Source organism: Komagataeibacter sp. NFXK3, assembly GCF_054182245.1.
Genome location: NZ_JAPIVJ010000015.1, coordinates 48,218 through 66,469 on the forward strand (window position 1 = coordinate 48,218; position 18,252 = coordinate 66,469).

An 18,252-nucleotide genomic window follows, 5' to 3' on the forward strand; every position below is an offset into this window, starting at 1 on the left:
ATGGTTGAGATGCTCAACGTCACCTATGGCACGTCAACAGCCAAGACGAACGCATTAGGCCAACGCCCGATGCAGGCCCGCACCTACGATGCCCGTGCCGCGCAGTTTCTCCTTCTCAAAGCCCCCCCGGCTGCGGGTAAAAGCCGCGCACTCATGTTCGTGGCACTTGATAAGCTGCTGCATCAGGGACTGGAAAAGACGATTGTCTGCGTTCCTGAAACGTCAATCGGTGGCTCTTTTCGCTCTACGGATCTGATGAGCTACGGCTTTGAGGCGAATTGGGACGTCGAGCCACGCTGGAACCTCTGTCTGACGGGCGATGACGCGAGCAAAGAAAAGGTCAAAGCGTTCCAAGCCTTTCTGCAAAGCGACGCAAAGGTTCTGGTCTGCACCCATGCGACATTCCGTTTTGGCGTTGATGCTGTCATTGAGACCAGTGGTATCGAAGCGTTTGATCGATGCTTCATTGCGATAGACGAGTTCCATCACGTCTCGGCATCGGACAACAACCGCCTCGGCGTTATTCTGCGGAACCTGATTACCCGTGATGCATGCCATATCATGGCAATGACGGGCAGCTACTTCCGGGGGGATTCAGATCCGGTTCTCCGGGAGGAAGACGAAGACCGCTTCACCAAAATTACCTACAGCTATTACGAGCAGTTAGAGAGCTACACCTTCCTCAAAGCCCTCGGCATCAATTACGAGTTCTATAAAGGAAACTACATCAACGGCCTTGAAGGGGTTCTGAATCCCAATCAAAAGACGATTATCCATATCCCGCATCGCGGCTCGTCTGAAGCATTTGATGACAAATACAACGAGGTTGGTCGGATCCTTGATTTCTTAGGAAAGCATGAAGGTCGAGACCCTGAGACCGGCTTTGATTTGGTCCGCACAGCAGAAGGACGGCTTCTGAAGATTGCTGATCTGGTGGATGATGGTCCGGGCCGCAACAACGTGAAGACCGCTCTATCCCATGAGATTAGAGGAGCGGATGGTAAGCGTGATGATGACGCTGACAGGGCCAAAGTCGATATTATCATCGCGCTTGGCATGGCCAAGGAGGGCTTTGACTGGGTGTGGTGTGAACACGCTCTGACCATCGGCTACCGCTCCTCTCTGACTGAGATCGTGCAAATCATCGGTCGTGCGACGCGTGATGCGCCCGGAAAGCCGCGTGCCTTGTTTACAAACCTTGTCGCTGAGCCAGGAGTTGAAACGGGCGTCGTCACTGATGCTGTGAATGATATGCTGAAAGCGATCTCGGGCTCACTGCTGATGGAGCAGGTCCTCGCTCCGAACCTGAAATTCTACCGTCGGGAAGATGGGGATGTTCGTGCACCGATTGGCACGGATGATGAAGGTAATGTCACCATCGGGATTAAAGGCCTCATGGAGCCACCCACAGACCGCGCGCGGGCGATTTGTGAAAAGGACATGAACGATCTGATGGCGACGGCCTATCAGGAAATGGATCGCCGTGTGCTGTCACCGGAAACCGCCCCTGAAGTCGCAACGCAAATGGTTCTGACGGATATCATCGAAAGACGTTACGAGACGTTGGACACAGAAGAGGCTGAATCCGTTCGCCAGCATCTGGCTGCGCATATGAACGTCCTGACATTGGCCCGCAAGCAAGCCGAGCAGGATATTACGGGCGCGCAATCCGTGCTTGGTGCTCCACCAACCGAAGGTGCCCCCACAACAGGCGAAGGGGACGATGGTGGTGAGGAGACACCTGACAGTGCTCCGAACACTCTGCTGGAGATGGTGAAGAAATTTATCAATGTTCGGGACATCGATATTGAGTTGATTGATAGCATCAACGTCTTTCAGGAGCGCTTCGAAGTCGCGTCTAAATCGTTGAATGCTGAGATCCTCGCGCATGTGCAATCCGCCATGGTTGCCTTGCGTGTGAATATGAGTGGAGACGAAGCACGGACTTTATGGCCGCGCATTAAAGCATTTCGCGCGACAGAAGGCCGCGAGCCCAATGTGAACTCCGCTAACACACTGGAGAAACGCATGGCCGAAGCGCTTGCCTGGCTGAAAGCCGAAAAAGCCAAGCGTCTACGCGAGGCAGCACAATAATGGTGCGCCCCTCTCTGGATGACATCTACAGCGAACACGACGAGTTTGGTCTTCTGGATCTCAAACAACGTGGTACCCGAAGTGGAAACACCACAGATCGTGGCGTCGCGGTGTTGCTGGACGTTACCCGTTTTGTCGAGCAGAACGGCCGCTTGCCGGACCCAGAGGCACTTGCCCATGACGAGATGAAGCTGGCGATGACTTGGGGCGCTGTAAAAACTTCACCAACCGAGAAAATGCGAGCAGCCGACCGCCTAGGACTTCTGGACGAAAAGTCAATCGCCCCGCCTCGCTCGTGGAAAGACGAAGTCCCTGAGGAGGCCATCCCGGAAAGTCTCGATGATATCTTTGATGATGACGAACTGGAGGTTGATCCCTCACTCGTCACCTTCCAACACACAACCCCCTCAAGCGAACGGGTGATACCCGATCATCGCGCTGAGTTTGTACCCTGCCGGGATTTTGAGAAATTTCGTGAGCGCTTTGAAGCAGTACAGCGTGCTCTGGAGACGGGAGAGCGAAAAGTAAGAGCGGTGAAGAAATGGGCCATTATTGAGCCCATAGAAGGGGATTTTTTCATCCGGAACGGTTTGCTCGCCATGATTGCTGAGAAGTCTGAGATGACCTCTCGCGGCGGCTCTCGGGATCACCGGTTACGGGTCATCTTCTCTAACGGGACAGAGAGCGATCCCTTAATGTCTTCCTTCCGGAAGTCGCTATCCGAAGACAAGACTGCGCGCACCGTGCAGAAGGTGGGTCTTGGTCCGGTTGATCCAGAATGGGAGAGTGATCAACTCGAACTGTCTGGCACAATCTATGTCGCCCGGTCGCGCTCAGAGGATCCTGCCATTCGAGAGCAGCGGATGATCTTACACAAAATTGGTGTGACCAGTCAGGATGTCGCCCGCCGTGTAGCTGATGCCCGTAACGATCCAACATTTCTACTAGCTCCAGTGGATATCGTCGCCACATACAGCCTCAAGAACCTCTCCCGCCATAAAGTTGAGGATCTTCTGCATCGCTTTTTTGTATCCGCACGCCCTGCCGAATTATTCGTCGTGGATCGTCTTGGAAAGAAGATCTCGCCAAAAGAGTGGTTTTATGTGCTGCCAGAACACGTTGGCCAAGCCGTTAAACTGATCGAGGACGGGCAGCTACATCTCTTCCACTACGATGTGGCGACGCAGAAAATCGTACCGAACTGAGGCGTGGAGCGATGACACGAATTCTAACGGTGCTCACCCCACGCGTACGTAAAATGCACTTTCGTGTGCGTTGTATAAATCTTCACATTAAATGCCCCAGTTTCTCATCACGGTATCTGGCCGCCTGCGTGGTGTCTCTCAGGCAGCTCTGGGGGGGAAGCGAAAGGTCTGCTTTTAGATCCTATTACAAACAAGCAGACATCGTTGATTAGGGCCTGTTAGGCCTTGATATAGTCTGCTGTAGCCGCGATGAGGATGACGGAGAAGAAGGATGCGGCGGTCTTCTCATACCGGGTCGCGATAGCCCGCCATTCCTTGAGTCTTGCCCAGAGATTTTCGACCAGATGCCGGTGTCTGTAAGCCCATTTGGGACAGGCGACTTCCGGATCATTCTTCCTTGGCGGAATGACAGGACGAGATCCCCGGTTCCAGAGATATTCGCGGAATTTATGCGAGGCATACCCACGGTCACAGACGATATAGGTCGGTGGGTGTGGCAGGTCGTCGAACAGGGCATAAGCGGATGGCAGTTCGTGTGACTGTCCGGGCGACAACGTGAAAGACAGTGTCTTGCCATGTCCATCCGCAGCTACGCAGACCTTGGTGCCAAAGCCTCCACGTGAGCGGCCAAGCGCCTCACGATCTCTGCAGCGTTCACTGTATCCCCTTTTTTGGCGGCCCCGGCCGCCTTGTGATGGGCACGGATCGTCGTGCCATCGAGAAAGACCATGCCCAATGCCGGCTCCGCGCCTCTTACCTTTTCAAAGAGGCGCTGCCACACACCAAGCTTCGACCAGCGAATGAACAGTTGGGCGGTAATCCACCAGGGACCAAACTCAGATGGCAGCGCGCGCCACTTTGCGCCGTTCTGATGGCGCCAGAAAATCGCAGAAATCGTCCGTCAAAAGTTTTTCGGTGGGGTCTTGCCCTTCGGACGGACTTCCTCGATCAAAGGCTCCCAGACGGACCAGGCGGCATCAGAAAAGACAGACTGCATCATGCTCATCATAAACAGCTATGCAGTCCGTTCTGTCATTCAAGGCCTAACAGGCCCTAGTCTCCTTCGCTTCAAACGAAAAATTGATTACTTAAGACTCTCCAAATCATCTAGGAATTCTGATCCCGGTTTTACCCCCGACACCCAAAGCGCATCTCGCGCCCGCGTGCAGGCCACATAAAGAAGGTGGCGCTCAGTGGCGTAAACTTCTTCGAGTTCACCTTCATCTGCAACCTGCTCGATCCGCGATTGAAGCGGGATAACCTCGTCGTCACACGCCATAACCACGACAACCCGGAATTCCAGTCCTTTTGCCAGGTGCATCGGCAATATGGAAACGGAACCGGGCGTGAGGACGAGCGTGTCGTCCAATATTGTAGCCGTTATTCTGGCTGCACGAACGGCAGCCTTCGCCCGATTGATCTCGGATCGGGAGCGAACAAGAACAGCGGTCTCCTCCGGCAGGCAGCCTTCCTTCATGCGCTCGGCAATCCAGCGTCCCGCCTCGGCCTCTTCTGTCTTAGCATCATCAAACAAGGCAACAATCGGCGTTGGGCCATCGAACAGAGAGACTGTCTCGGCCCGTTCGTCCGCAATACCGTCAGCATCCGAGACGGATCGGGAGAGGAGCCGGTCTGCGTGCGTCCGGATCTGATGCGAGGTGCGATAGTTTATCTTCAAGGTGGACGACCGGCCGCGAACGTCTATTCCCATTGCCTTCCATGGAAAAGGCTGCTGGAAAATCCGCTGGCCAAGATCGCCCGCAAAGAACAGACCGTTTTCTTTTCTACCAGCAAGGGCGGACAGGAAACGCGCTTCGGCGATATCCAGGTCCTGCGCCTCGTCCACGATGACAAAACCATAAGGAGGCGCCAGTCGTCCTTCCTGTAATGCGTCGGTCAGAGCCAGAAACACATCTGCCATGGTCATCAGACCGTCTTGGGCAAGTGACTTCCGTAACGCTTCAAAGCCCATCCAGAGAGATGCACGCTGCTTTTCCCCCAGGCGGGCCTTGCGTCCCAGACGTGATGCTGCGCGATAGGTTTCCCAATCACGGATCTGGCGCGCATCTACGACGTCACTCCACTCCCCGAACAGAAAGGAGAGCGAAAACCGGCTGTGCGCTGCATCATTCGCGATCTGTGCCAGCCGCTTCTGAATATCGGCTGAGGATGCTATAAGCGGCTTTTTTCCCGTCAGGGTCGCGTAAAGCCCCAGTCCCGTTTGCGTCAGACAACTTACGTCAATCCGGGAGGCGAGCGAACTGTCGTCCGAAACCAACAACGACACACGTGTCGCCAGCGCACGCGCCAGCGGACCGGAAAAGGTTGTGAGCAGAATCCGCTCGTTCGGATGAACCCGTGCCAGATGCACTGCCCGATGCAAGGCGACAATCGTCTTTCCCGTTCCGGCGGAACCCATCACCCGCGCGGGGCCAGAGAAAGACCGATCCACCAGCGTCTGCTGTGCGGGATGAAGGAAAATGGCCCATTTGTCCCATGGATAATCCAACGCGCGGCGCAGTTCCTCCACTCCATGCAGCACGCGGAAACGACGCTGAGCATCGGGATGGGCGAAGCCCTGAACCTCTTTTTCGATCCGTGTCGGAACTGGCTTTTCCCCTACTGCCAACGCCATCAATGCCTCTGCCGCCTCGCCAGGTAAGTGAGGGAGCAGATCGAGCAACGCATCTTCGTCGGTGACGGCCAGAACATCCGCTAGCCAATCCGCTGGCACTCCGAAGGAAAGCAGTTCCGCCTCCGTGCGTCCTGCAAACAGTCGCTTCTCTCGAAGCACCGGAACTGGCAATTCTTCAACCCGTTCGCGGATTTCCACCATCTGCATCGCGCCGGTCGCGGGGTGAACCTCAATCCGCCGTCTCTCGGCCCAACGATAGGCGTCATCGTGATGGTCGACCCAGACGAGCATCAAACTGCCTGCCATACGATGCACGATCAGGCGGATATCCCTGTTCACGCGGACGGACCAGAAATGCGGGTCTTTTGCGTGGTCAATGCGGTGGAAGCTCAATCCCTTGCCGGTCGGGTCCAATTGCAGGTCCAGCGCCGTGATCTTTGCGGCTTTCTGCTCCTGCCCCGAAAGCCGGGCAAGACTCGCGGTAAACGTATCGGCAATGCGGAACTCGGTCATGAGATGTCAAACACCTTCATCACCTCATCGCCAAACTGGTTGATGACTTTCACGGCAATCCGTCCAGTCTCGGGTTTCGAGAACGGACGCGAGACCTCACTGTTCAGACTTGTCCAGGCTTCTTCGTCAATTTCGGCCCTCAATGTCGTCTTCAGAGCCTTGTAAGGATCGTTTGCGCCGAGGAAGTAGGCATGACGCACGAAGAAGCTCTCCTCATTATAATCCGTATCGATCATCCAAAGGGCAATATCCTCTGGCCCACCCGACACAACCTCACCCGTCGAAGGCTTGAACACGTCCACGCCATGAATGCGGACACGAACTTCCCCATCTTCTGTTCGTTCAATGCCAATATCGGGCTCACCAAACACGACGAACAGATTGCCGCTTGATTTCAGGTCCGTCTGCATATGAAGGTCCGGGTTCATTCGCGCGCGCAAGACCTTCAGCCGCCCAAGGCTGTTGAACTCAGACGCATTGGCTTCGTACGCAAACGCGCAGGAGATCAGCACATCAAACCCGGCATCTCCGGCCTCACGGGCCGCTGCGGTCAAGTCAGGTTTCGTCACCGTTCCGAATTCCGGACCGATCAAAATACCCGCTCGCCGCTCGGTCTCGCCCTCCATAAAACGGCCCTCAGCGCAAAGCATCTTACCCGGCCAGACGTCGAGCGATGTGAAGGTAATCCGCTCGCGCTTGTCGCCCTGCTGCACGCCGGCTTCACGCAGGGTCGTCAGGATCATGGTGACGAAATCACGCACGGACGGATCCCGTGAAGGGGCTGTCGGCTTGCCGGGATCGAAGAACTGATCGTCCGTACCAACCGCCAGCATCCGGTGAGGCGAGAGGGACTCAACAGTGAACGGTCCGCTTACACGCACCTTCGAGCGGTCTTCGTAGGGCTTGTCGTAAAGATATTCGGTGTCCGCCTTGGCGGCGATTGATGCGTCGATTTCCTTCTGACGGGCAATACGCTGCTCCCACCATGCTTCGTGCGTTTTCCGTGCAGCTTCGGGCCAGTCTGTGTCCGCGTCGCGCGGAATTTCCCATTCCTCCCAATGCTGACCAAGTGTTTTATTAAGTTCTGACCGCAGAGGTTCCAGTCGTGTCTGGAAATCCTCCCAGATCACGTCAATCTCTGCATTGTTTGCTATGGATTTCAGCGTGATATGCGGCACGCGCTCATAGACAAAGCCATGTTTGATGTTGCCATGCGTCGGGTGTGATTTCGGAACGGACCGTGTAACTTCGGCCTCCTTGCGCTGCCCTTCCGGACTATCAGCAAGGAGATAATAGGAGTAGCGTGCGCCCATCAGTCGTGAACGGGCCAGCGCAAGCGCCACACGTGAGGTGTCAATAGTTATCCATCGCCGGCCCCATTGTTCGGCAACGTAAGCTGTTGTCCCAGAACCGCACGTAGGATCAAGCACGAGGTCGCCGGGATCGGTTGCCATAAGAATACAACGCTCTAACACACGCTCATTCGTTTGAACAACGTACACTTTACCCTGTGCGCCGGCCAAACTTTCAGTCCATATATTCGTTGAGGATACTGATGGTGAATCATCAAAGCCTTCGATATAAAATGGCCTTGATACGCTTGGATTCACACGTCCTGACTTGTAAAGTCTGTTTCTACCTTTATCGTGGGTGCGCCAATGGCGTCCTTTCCCTGGATAGTAAGATTTTCCTTCAACTTCCCACAGAATCTGAGAATTTCCAGAATCCCCGTCCTGCGTAAGTGTGATGTCACTTCGGAATGGTCGCCAAGAACCCGCAAACAAAGAAGTGTTTTCTCTCCATTCCTTGGGGATTATTTGAATGCCGATTGGGGTAAAGGCTTTTGTATATTTAGAATAATCAACATCATTCAAGTTTGCGGCAGTAAATTTTTTTCTATGCTTGTTTTTTTCTTTTTCTTTTGCATAGATAAGAAGATAATCGGCTATATTTGAAACATTCAAGGACTCTTGGTAGTGAGTTTTTTTAAATGTTATCATCGAAATAAAGTTCTCGCTACCAAACACCTCATCCATTATAGATCGAACGCGATGAACATTTTCATCGCCAATTTGGACAAATATACTCCCGCTTGCATTTAAAAGATCCCGTGCAAGAACTAGCCGATCACGCAGATAGGTGAGATAGGAATGAATCCCATCGCGCCACGTATCGCGAAATGCCTTGACCTGCTCGGGTTCGCGCGTCACTTGAGATAAGTTGCCATCCTTTACTTGAGGGCTAGTCGTGCTCCACTGAAAATTCGAGTTGAACTTGATCCCGTAAGGGGGATCGAAATAGATGCACTGCACCTTACCGCGCAGCCCTTCCCGCTCGGCTAGGCTGGCCATGACCTGTAGGCTGTCACCAAGAATCATACGGTTAGACCAGTGCTGGTCGTGACGGTAGAATTCGGTTTTTGCCTGACTGTCCGACAGGCCGTTAAAATCGCCGAACAGATCGGGTGTGTCATCCTCAACCCGTACGCGGCTCTGGCGCTTGAGATCTTCGATCAGTGCCTGCGGATGGACCTTCTCCTGAATATACAGGGGTGGCGCGGACACACTGAGGGTTGCACGGTCCTGTTCATCTTTCCCGCGCCAGACAAGTTGCGGGTCAAGGTCGGGATTACGGGGATAGAGGAGTGTCTTCGGCTTACGATCCTCCGCCTCCATGATGGATTCAAACTCGGCAGTCGGGATGTTCCGCCGTGTAGCTTCATCGTGACGATAGCTGCTTATGGCAGGCGTTTTTGTTTTTGCCCCTTTTGTCGCGGGCTTTGCTTTTGTGCGGGGTTCCGTAGTCGTCTTCTGGGAGGAGGCTTTCGGTGCTTCGACGACAGAGGCTCCGGCAAGACGCACCGAACCACCTCGTCCACGTCCGCTCGCAATTGTTCCGTCAGCAAGCAGCGCCTCTTTGACGTCTCTATAGTCACTCTCGTCCCAGTCCAGTCTTTCGCGCAGGGTGCCATTACCGGCTGACCCACCTTCAGCACGAAGGGCTTCAAGGAATTCGTTTTTCCGTGTGTCGGTCATCGTCTTGCTTTCTTACGCCGCTTCTGTCGTCTTTGTTGTTTTGGGGGCGGCGCGCAGGCGATCCACCAGTTCATTGAATTTGTCTTCGATCTCGAAAACGTCTTTGAATTCCTCAAAAGCCCAGCGTCCACAGGTTTCAAGGTGGTTCACACCAGGAATCCACAGCGTACGCATGGTCTCGGCCTTGGCCTTCGCGTCTTCCTTTCGATACCCCTTGATTTCGACGACGAGACTGACTGGCTCGACCTCTCCGTCATCAATGCGGACGATGAAGTCCGGCCGGTAATGGCGGGAAACATGGCCATCATTGTAAGGCACTTCGAAGCCAAGTCCCTGATTCTTTACATAGGCCAGAACGTGCGGGTTCTTCTCTACCACACGGCAGAACTCGGCTTCCCAGTCGCTGTCGCAAACGACCACGTTGATATGACTTTTCTTTGGATCGGTTTTCCATGTCGTCTTTGTCGTAACGAAACTCACATCGGCCGATGAACCGATCGGCGCGAAAGGATCGGGCACGACGATGACCGGCTTTTCTCCAATATTGGCGTAAGTAATGGCGTTCTTGATTTTCTCTGCTGCCCGCTCCGCGATGTCGGGACGAAGCAGAAGAGCGGGATATGTCCCACTCTTACAGACAAGATGATTGTCCATCCATTCACGGACGATCCGACGGATAGGACCAAAGAGATGCAGTGGCGGGTCTTCCCCGGCGTCCCTGTAGGTGCGGGTGATGAGGTAGGTCGCAAGCTTGAAGATGATGGTGGAGGCGCGTGCGTCTTTCATGTCCGCGAGCGTGAGGTTATTGCTTTCGCCGATAATGCCCGCATTCTCGGTGTTTGTCGGGCCAACGAGGTCTGGTGTCAGTTCCAGCGTGGAGTCCGAAGTGAACTGCGCTGTGACCTTCTTGTCAGGCAATTCAGTGCGGTAAGCAGCGACGCGGGGAAAGACGATTTCCAGAGCATCTCGGTCTGGACGCACAGCATGAACATGCGTGGTAGGTTTTGGGGTGGCCGGGACTGAAACGACGGGCTTTGCTGTAAAGTCGAACGGGATGCCAAGGATGTCGGCGTATTCGGGATTCAGCAAGCCCTCTGCATTCAGCTCATAGGACTGGCGGCGCAGGGCGCGACCGACGACCTGTTCGCACAGGAGTTGTGTGCCAAAGGCACGGACGCCAAGAATATGCGTGACGGTGTTCGCATCCCACCCTTCGGTAAGCATAGAGACGGAGACGACACAACGGATCTGCGCGCCCAGTTTGCCGGACTTGCCAACGGTGTTCATGACTTCGCGCAACAAGGTCGCGTCATCAATCTTGGCGGTGGCCTGTGGGTTACCCACACGTTCGGCAATGTCGCGGCGGAATCGTTCGATCTCATCGGATGCAGCGGCGCGGAAGCTAGGATCGAGAGCGTCCCCGGATTCAAGCTGGGCGCTGTCGATCAGGATGGTGCGCGGGCGGGAATGACGCTGATGGTTTTCGTCGTAATTGGCAAAGAGCGGGAAATGCCCAGTGTTTACGACTGTTTCGTTACCGTCTTCGTTAACCTCGCTCCATCCGGATATGTATTTATAGACAAGTTCGGAAGTCGTCGTGTTGTTACAGACGACGATGAAGACCGGCGGCACGTCAATGCCTTGCTGCTCCCAAAGTTCAAAGACCTGGCGGTAGTGTCCATAAAGCGCGTCCAGCGCGTCATAGAGTAGATGCGGCAGTTTTTCTGGGTCAGCCACAGCGCTGCTGCCGCGCCCTTTCTTGGGCATATCCTTGCCGATATTATCCCACAGATTGCGCAGCAACGGCATCCGGCTACCGGGCACGTTGTCGGAAATCGGGACGCGGGGCAGTTTTACGATCCCGCATTCGATGGCGTCCATGAGGGAAAAATCACTCATCGTCCACGGGAAGAGTGTGCCTTCTGCATACCCTGAGCCGCGCAGAAAGAATGGTGTTGCGGAGAGGTCGAAGATCGTTGTGATGCCAAGCTTACGCTGCACGATCTCAAGGCCGGAGAGCCAGAGCCGGGCAGCCTTGTTGTTCTCATCGGCTTCAGCCTTGTCGTCGCCTTTGAGTGCCCCTTCCTCATCCGTTGTCGGCTTCTCGCGATAGCAGTGATGTGCTTCATCATTGAGCACGACGACACGTTTGAGTGTCTGACCGAAAATGAGTTGAGTGATTTCAGCGGGTTATGATTCATGGGTTTGCGATAACCTGATGAGATCAAGATGGCCTGGACTGAAATCACCCGAGCGCAGTATCAAAGGGACGACCTGGAGTATGCAAGCGACCTTCGCGATGCGGAGTGGGCGCTGATTGCGCCTTTGATGCCCGAGAGGAAACGACTGGGGAGACCACGACGTACGGATTTGCGCCGGGTCATGGAGGCGATCCTCTATATCGTCACTACGGGTTGCCAGTGGCGACAATTGCCTCGTAACTTTCCCGCTTTCACGACCGTGCAGGGCTATTTCTACCGTTGGATCCGCGAGGGACGATGGGAAGCCATGAACCATATTCTCGTGATCCTGTCGCGTGAGCAGGACGGGCGAGACGCCACGCCTTCAGTGGGCATTATCGACAGCCAGTCGGTTAAAACCGCTGAAAATGGCGGCCCACGCGGTTATGACGCGGGCAAGAAGATCAAGGGACGCAAGCGACATATCGCGACCGACACGCTGGGTCATGTCGTGGCGGCTGTTGTACATCCCGCCGACATTCAGGATCGTGATGGTGCGCCGCTGGTAGCGGTCAGGATACGCTCATTGTTTCCCTGGCTTCGCCATCTGATCGGTGACGGGGGATATGCTGGCGAGAAGTTGCGTGGTGCGCTGGCTGAACTCGGCCGATGGACGATCGAGATCGTCAAACGTAGCGATCGGGCCGAAGGCTTCGTCGTCCTGCCCAAACGCTGGATCGTGGAGCGTAGCTTTGCATGGCTCGGACGTTGCCGTCGCCTCACGAAGGATGTCGAGGCAACAATCTCGTCATCCCACGCGTGGTTGATGATTGCCCATATCCGCAGAGTTCTGCGAAAAATCAATCAAACCGCTTTCTGATTCAGGCTCTGAGACCCATCAGTTCGGGCATGACGCGCTGGAGCATCTGGCCTTCCGTTTCCAGCGTCTGGACGGTCTCTTCCCGCCAGCCTTCCAGAACCGTCCGTGTACCTTTCGCAATATCCAGCCGTTCGCGCAACTTGAAGGCGTGATAGTTAGTAATGACTATCCGGGCCTTCATCACGTCCGGCATCATGTCGAGCGGAACGATTTCGCGCGAACGGTAATAGCTGTCTGGATCATTGGGGAGCAGGACACGCAGCCGATCCTTGATTGTGATGCCAGGGGCCACGATCAGGAAGCCTGATGAAAACAGTTTGCTCCCTGGATGACGGACGGCATTCACGGTTTGCCACGCGATCAGTAGAGCCATGACGGTCGTCTTGCCGGCACCGGTGGCAAGCTTGAGCGCAAGGCGGAACAGTCCGGGATTGGCGCCCTCGTTGGCCTGTTTGAGGTGCGTGATGAAACGCACGCCCCGATTGCCCAACTTGGGCGCGACCTCAGTCAACCAGATTGCTGTTTCGACTGCCTCGATCTGGCAGAAAAAGGGTTTGATTCCGCTGAAATTATGGTGCCGCCAATGACGAAGCAGCCGTGCGGTTTCAGGCGTCACGCCCCACTGGTCCGGGTTAGGAAGCTGCCGCCATGCATCTACGGCAGAACGGACCTCATTAATAAGGCGACTATGATTGTATTCCTGCTCTTCGGTGGAAAGCCCCTCAGTGTCGGTATAGATCAAACTGGGCTGAGCTGCTGTCGCCTTGGTTTTCTTCGGTTTGGGTACCGGAGTGATGAACTCCGCCGCTCGTCGTGATTCTACAAGGGTTCCTGTTGGCTGCCCATGTTCGTCCAGTGCCCAGTGACGCGCCGGATATCCATAAGGGGAATTGACGACGGGGTGAAGGAAAAAGTCGTGTTGCATCAAACCGGATAATCCAGACAGCAGAGGGATATTGAAATCAACTTTAACAAACAATTTGCAACCCGGCGAGGTATAGCTCACAGGCTGCTATAGAAGATTGATAATGCCTTTTTTTTGGTGTAAGCTCAATTTTGTTGCTCAAAATCTCGTCTTGAGATTTTTGACTGCTTCTCTCCCCTTGAAACAACTAGGCACAACGCGTCGGCGGTTAACCCGTCCTACACAAGGCATGGACCTATCTGCTCCGGCATCAGCAATTTTGAAGACAGTTGGGATTTACTGAGCCGACCAATCAAATGAGACATGTTCTCATGTCCGCTTTTTGGTTTTCCCAAAATTTGTAACGAGGTCCGCCATGAGGCGGAAGCCGACATGGAGGCATCGCTCCGTCATGCAAAACTACCCGCAAGCCACTCCCTGAGCTTCGACCACCGTCGCCTGCCACCCTGATTGCGCACGGCGATAGCAAGCGCCTTCTTCTGGCCCACGAGCACAACGAGCTTCCGCCCCCGTGTGACGCCGGTGTAGAGCAGGTTCCGCGCCAGCATGGCGTAATGCTGCGTCACCAGCGGAATCACCACCGCCGGGTATTCCGAGCCCTGGCTCTTGTGGATGGTGGTGGCGTAGGCCAGCACCAGTTCGTCCAACTCGCCGAAGCCATAAACGACATCCCGTCCATCGAATGAGACCGTCAGTTCGCCCTCTTCCACATCGATCCTGCCGATAACGCCGAGGTCTCCATTGAAGACATCCCGGTCATAATCGTTGGCGATCTGCATCACCTTGTCGCCCGGACCATAGGTCCAGCCGAACCGCTCGACCTTCACCTCGTCCGGCGGGTTCAGCGCCTGCTGCAATTCGATATTCAGCGACCGCGCCCCAAGGCCACCCCGGTTCATCGGGCAAAGCACCTGCACGTCGCGAACAGGGTCCAGCCCGAACCGCGCCGGGATGCGATCCCTCACTACGGCCAGCAACTTGCGCAGCCCGACCTCGGGCTCGGCCGCCTCCACGAAGTAGAAATCCGATCCCTTTTCCGCGCTCAGTTCGGGCATCCTGCCCTCGTTGATCCGATGCGCATTGGTGATGATGCGGCTCTGTGCCGCCTGACGGAACACCTCGGTCAGCCGCACCACAGGGACAGCGCCGGAGCCGATGATGTCGGCCAGCACCTGTCCCGGTCCAACAGAAGGCAACTGGTCCACATCGCCGACGATCAGCACCGCGGCGTTGTCAGGCAATGCGCGTAGCAGGGAGCGCATCAGAAGCACATCGACCATGCTGGCCTCATCCACGACCAGAAGATCGCAGGTCAGCGGGTTGGTATCGTCCCGCTTGAAGCTCCCCGTGGCCGGGTCTGTCTCCAACAGGCGATGGATCGTCTTGCCTTCCAGCCCGGTGCTTTCCGACAGACGCTTCGCCGCCCTTCCGGTCGGGGCGCAAAGCTGCACATCCGTGCCCTTGGCCGTCACGATCTTGAGAATGGCATTGACCAGCGTGGTCTTGCCGACGCCAGGACCGCCGGTAATCACCAGCACCTTGCTGTGCAGGGCAAGACGCACTGCTTCCTGCTGGCTGGGGGCCAGAGCCAGCCCGGTCTTGCCTTCCACCCAGGTCATGGCCTTTTCAGCGTCGATGTCAGGCCAGAGTGGACGGCCAATGGCACAGGCGCGCAACCGCTCGGCGATGCTCTGCTCGGCACGATAGAGACCAGCCAGGAAGATACAGCCCGTATCGCCCACGCTGTCGGCCACCACGTCGCCCGCTTCCAGTTCCAGCGCGAGGGCCATCTCGATCAGAGGAGTGGCGACCTCCAGCAGTTCGGCGGTACTGGTCAGCAACTCTCCCACAGGCAGACCGCAATGCCCTTCATCCATGGCCTCGCCAAGCGCATAGGAGATCCCTGCCCGCACGCGGATCATTGCGTCGGGTGCGATCCCCATCTTCCGGGCAATCTGGTCAGCGGTCTTGAATCCGATCCCCCGGATGTCCTTCGCGAGCCGGTAGGGGTTCTCGCTGATCAGTTTGACCGCGTCCTGCCCGTAGGTCTTGAAGATACGCACCGCCCGCGAGGTGCCGACGCCGTTGCTGTGCAGAAACAGCATGATCTCGCGGATCACCTTCTGGTCCGCCCAACCGGCGACGATCCGTTCGGCACGCTTGGGGCCGATGCCCGTCACCTCCCGCAGGCGTCCAGGTTCCTGCTCGATCAGGTCGAACACCGCCTCGCCGAACGCTTTCACCAGCTTCTTCGCGTAGACCGGACCGATGCCCCGGATCATGCCGGAGCCAAGATAGCGCTCAATCCCCTCAACCGTGGTCGGCGGACTGGCTTTGAGAAACTCCGCCTTGAACTGCAACCCGTGGGTGTGGTCGTTGAACCAGCGCCCCGACATCTGCACGAACTCGCCTGCCGAGATCATTGCGGCATGGCCGACAACGGTGACCAGATCGCGCTGCCCCCGCACCTTCACCCGCAGGACGCAGAAGCCGTTCTCGGCGTTGTGGAACGTCACCCGCTCCACGAGGCCAGCCAGCGCTTCCGTGGGCGAAGAGTCGATGGCGCGCCCGCTCATCCGACCTGCCGGAAGAACGGCACTCCCGTATCGTTCATGACTCGCCCTCCCCTTCCGTGATGCCGCCGTAAGCCAATATTTGTACGACGCGCCGCTATCCGGGACTACCCATAACTACGATTCCGCACTCTGGAGCACGTGCATGCACGCCTTCTCGTATTACCGTTTTCCATTGAAATAACAGTCATCTGCCCGGATCGTGTGTCTGTTTTCCTTGCCTTACGGTCGGAAGAGAGCGACGATGACGGACAGACCCAGCCAGTCCATTGCCCCGGCATATCGGCCGCCAGAGCCCGAGTTGCGGCTCATCCTGCGCCCCAATGCCCCCGACCCGCGCCTTGTGGCGCTTGTCCGCCTCATGGCCCGTCGTGCGGCACGGGACTGGTTCCGGTCGCAGCAAAAGGAGCAGCGCCGCCGCTCCGGACCGTAAGGGATACCCCGTCATGAAGGTCGCGTTCTACGCCCGCTACTCCTCAGATAACCAGCGCGACGCCTCGATCGCCGACCAACTCCGGGTCTGCCGCACCCACGCGGAGAAACAGGGCTGGAGCATCGTCGAGGAGTATACCGATCACGCGATCTCGGGCGCGTCCCTGATGCGGCCCGGCATTCAGGCGCTGATCGCCGATGCACAGCGCGGACGGTTTCAGATCGTGCTGGCCGAAGCCATGGACCGCCTCTCCCGCGACCAGGAGGACATCGCCGGCGTCTTCAAGCGCATGAACTACGCCGGTGTGCGGATCGTCACTCTCTCCGAGGGCGAAGTCTCGCATCTCCATGTCGGCCTGAAGGGCACGATGAACGCCCTGTTCCTGAAAGACCTGGCTGAGAAGACCCATCGCGGCCTGCGAGGCCGGGTCGAACAGGGCAAGTCCGGCGGCGGCAATGCCTACGGCTATGATGTCGTACGCAGGCTCGATGCCAATGGTGAGCCGATCCGGGGCGACCGGACTATCAATCCAATGGAAGCCGACGTGGTCCGTCGCATCTTCCGCGATTTCGCGGCCGGGCTGGGACCACGCGCCATCGCCTTCCGTCTCAACGACGAAGGCATCTCCGCACCGGGTAGCGGTGCCTGGGGTTTCTCGACCATCAACGGCAACCGGCTACGCGGCACCGGTATCCTCAACAACGAGATGTACGTGGGCAGGCTGGTGTGGAACCGGCAGCGTTTCATCAAGGATCCCGATACCGGCAAGCGCCAGGCCCGCCCCAATCCGGAAGCCGAATGGGTGATCCAGGAGGTGCCGGAGCTGCGGATCGTCGATCAGGAACTATGGGACGCGGTCAAGGCTCGGCAGGCCAGCGTCAGCGCCAGCCGGGACACACGCGACACATCATCACCTGACCATTTCCGCGAGAAACGCCGTCCGCGCTATCTGTTTTCCGGCCTGAGCAAGTGTGGTTGCTGCGGTGGCGGTTATTCGATGATCTCCGGCACCTTGCTCGGCTGCTCGACAGCGCGCAACAAGGGCACCTGCGACAACCGGACCAACATGCGCCGCGAGGCACTGGAGCGCCGCGTCCTCGATGCCCTGCGTCACCACCTCATGGACCCGGATCTGTTCGCCGAATTCTGCGCGGCGTTCACCACCGAGATGAACCGGCTGCGCATGGAGGCGTCGGCCGACATCGGCGCAGCAGAATCAGAACTGAAGCGGGTCGAGCGCGACATCCAGCGGCTGATGGACCTCTACCTTTCGGAAGCAATCTCGATCGAGACGGTCAAGGAGCGCGGATCGAAGCTCGAAGCCCGCAAGGCGGAACTCAAGGAGTTCCTTGCAACCGCCGAGGCGCCCCCGCCCCTGCTCCATCCCCAGATGGCGGAATTCTACCACCGGCAGCTCGCGCGCCTGCACGACATGCTGCATTCGGATCTAGACGAGAAGCGCCAGGAGGCGGCCGAGGTGATCCGCTCCCTGATCGAGGCCATCATTCTCACACCATCCGACAAGGGCCTCCAGATTGATGTCCGGGGCGATCTGGCCGGCATCCTGACGGTGGCGTCGGGCAGCGGACAAACGAAAACCCCAGGCCGTTTCCGGACTGGGGTTCGTGATGCGTTGGCATCGCAAGTTCAGATGGTTGCGGGGGCAGGATTTGAACCTGCGGCCTTCAGGTTATGAGTTTGTAGGCAAGAGCTACGCCCTGCCACGAAATTCCCCGACGCATCCCGAAGAACCACTACTATCCTATTATTTTAATTGAA

Annotated in this window: 8 protein-coding genes and 3 pseudogenes; 5 read left to right on the forward strand and 6 right to left on the reverse strand. The window is 56.7% G+C overall.

Translation table 11 applies throughout. The annotated features are described in order from the left end of the window. Both OQZ28_RS14240 and OQZ28_RS14245 read left to right on the forward strand, forming a co-directional pair. Window positions 1–2,094 (forward strand): DEAD/DEAH box helicase, encoded by a 2,094-nt coding sequence (locus OQZ28_RS14240; RefSeq protein ID WP_458136483.1) that lies wholly within the window; start codon window positions 1–3, stop codon window positions 2,092–2,094. Next, complete coding sequence (locus OQZ28_RS14245) at window positions 2,094–3,299, forward strand: GIY-YIG nuclease family protein (protein ID WP_458136484.1); 1,206 nt, start codon at window positions 2,094–2,096, stop codon at window positions 3,297–3,299. Before OQZ28_RS14240 ends, OQZ28_RS14245 begins: the two co-directional genes overlap by 1 nt. A gap of 218 nt (window positions 3,300–3,517) precedes the next feature. Here the strand turns inward: OQZ28_RS14245 and OQZ28_RS14250 are convergent. The 4 genes and pseudogenes from OQZ28_RS14250 to OQZ28_RS14265 form a co-directional block, all read right to left on the reverse strand. After that, window positions 3,518–4,296, reverse strand: a pseudogene (locus tag OQZ28_RS14250) (IS5 family transposase). Between the two features lie 87 nt (window positions 4,297–4,383). After that, window positions 4,384–6,447, reverse strand: a complete 2,064-nt coding sequence (locus tag OQZ28_RS14255; protein ID WP_010516136.1) for a 3'-5' exonuclease — start codon at window positions 6,445–6,447, stop codon at window positions 4,384–4,386. Continuing rightward, the gene (locus OQZ28_RS14260; RefSeq protein WP_082267099.1) at window positions 6,444–9,482 is read right to left on the reverse strand and encodes a site-specific DNA-methyltransferase; all 3,039 of its coding nucleotides are present in this window, start codon (window positions 9,480–9,482) and stop codon (window positions 6,444–6,446) included. Before OQZ28_RS14260 ends, OQZ28_RS14255 begins: the two co-directional genes overlap by 4 nt. A 12-nt stretch (window positions 9,483–9,494) precedes the next feature. Then, window positions 9,495–11,636: pseudogene (locus OQZ28_RS14265) on the reverse strand (BPTD_3080 family restriction endonuclease); the annotation flags it as partial. Between the two features lie 75 nt (window positions 11,637–11,711). Between OQZ28_RS14265 and OQZ28_RS14270 the strand changes: the two are divergent. Then, a complete protein-coding gene (locus OQZ28_RS14270; protein WP_034927665.1) occupies window positions 11,712–12,542 on the forward strand; it encodes an IS5 family transposase in 831 nt (276 codons plus the stop codon). Between the two features lie 7 nt (window positions 12,543–12,549). On the opposite strand, the pseudogene OQZ28_RS14275 reads toward OQZ28_RS14270, so the two are convergent. Together OQZ28_RS14275 and recD2 are read right to left on the reverse strand one after the other, a co-directional pair. Continuing rightward, a pseudogene (locus tag OQZ28_RS14275) lies at window positions 12,550–13,467 on the reverse strand (DEAD/DEAH box helicase family protein); the annotation flags it as partial. A 389-nt stretch (window positions 13,468–13,856) separates the two neighbouring features. Beyond that, window positions 13,857–16,043, reverse strand: a complete 2,187-nt coding sequence (recD2, locus tag OQZ28_RS14280) for an SF1B family DNA helicase RecD2 (protein ID WP_019092303.1) — start codon at window positions 16,041–16,043, stop codon at window positions 13,857–13,859. A 241-nt stretch (window positions 16,044–16,284) separates the two neighbouring features. On the opposite strand from recD2, the gene OQZ28_RS14285 reads away from it, so the two are divergent. Together OQZ28_RS14285 and OQZ28_RS14290 are read left to right on the forward strand one after the other, a co-directional pair. Next, on the forward strand, window positions 16,285–16,473 hold the full coding sequence (locus OQZ28_RS14285; RefSeq protein ID WP_081500421.1) for a hypothetical protein: 189 nt from the start codon (window positions 16,285–16,287) through the stop codon (window positions 16,471–16,473). A 13-nt stretch (window positions 16,474–16,486) separates the two neighbouring features. Then, window positions 16,487–18,169: a recombinase family protein gene (locus tag OQZ28_RS14290; RefSeq protein ID WP_034932008.1), complete on the forward strand. Its 1,683-nt coding sequence runs from the start codon at window positions 16,487–16,489 to the stop codon at window positions 18,167–18,169. Window positions 18,170–18,252 lie beyond the last annotated feature (83 nt).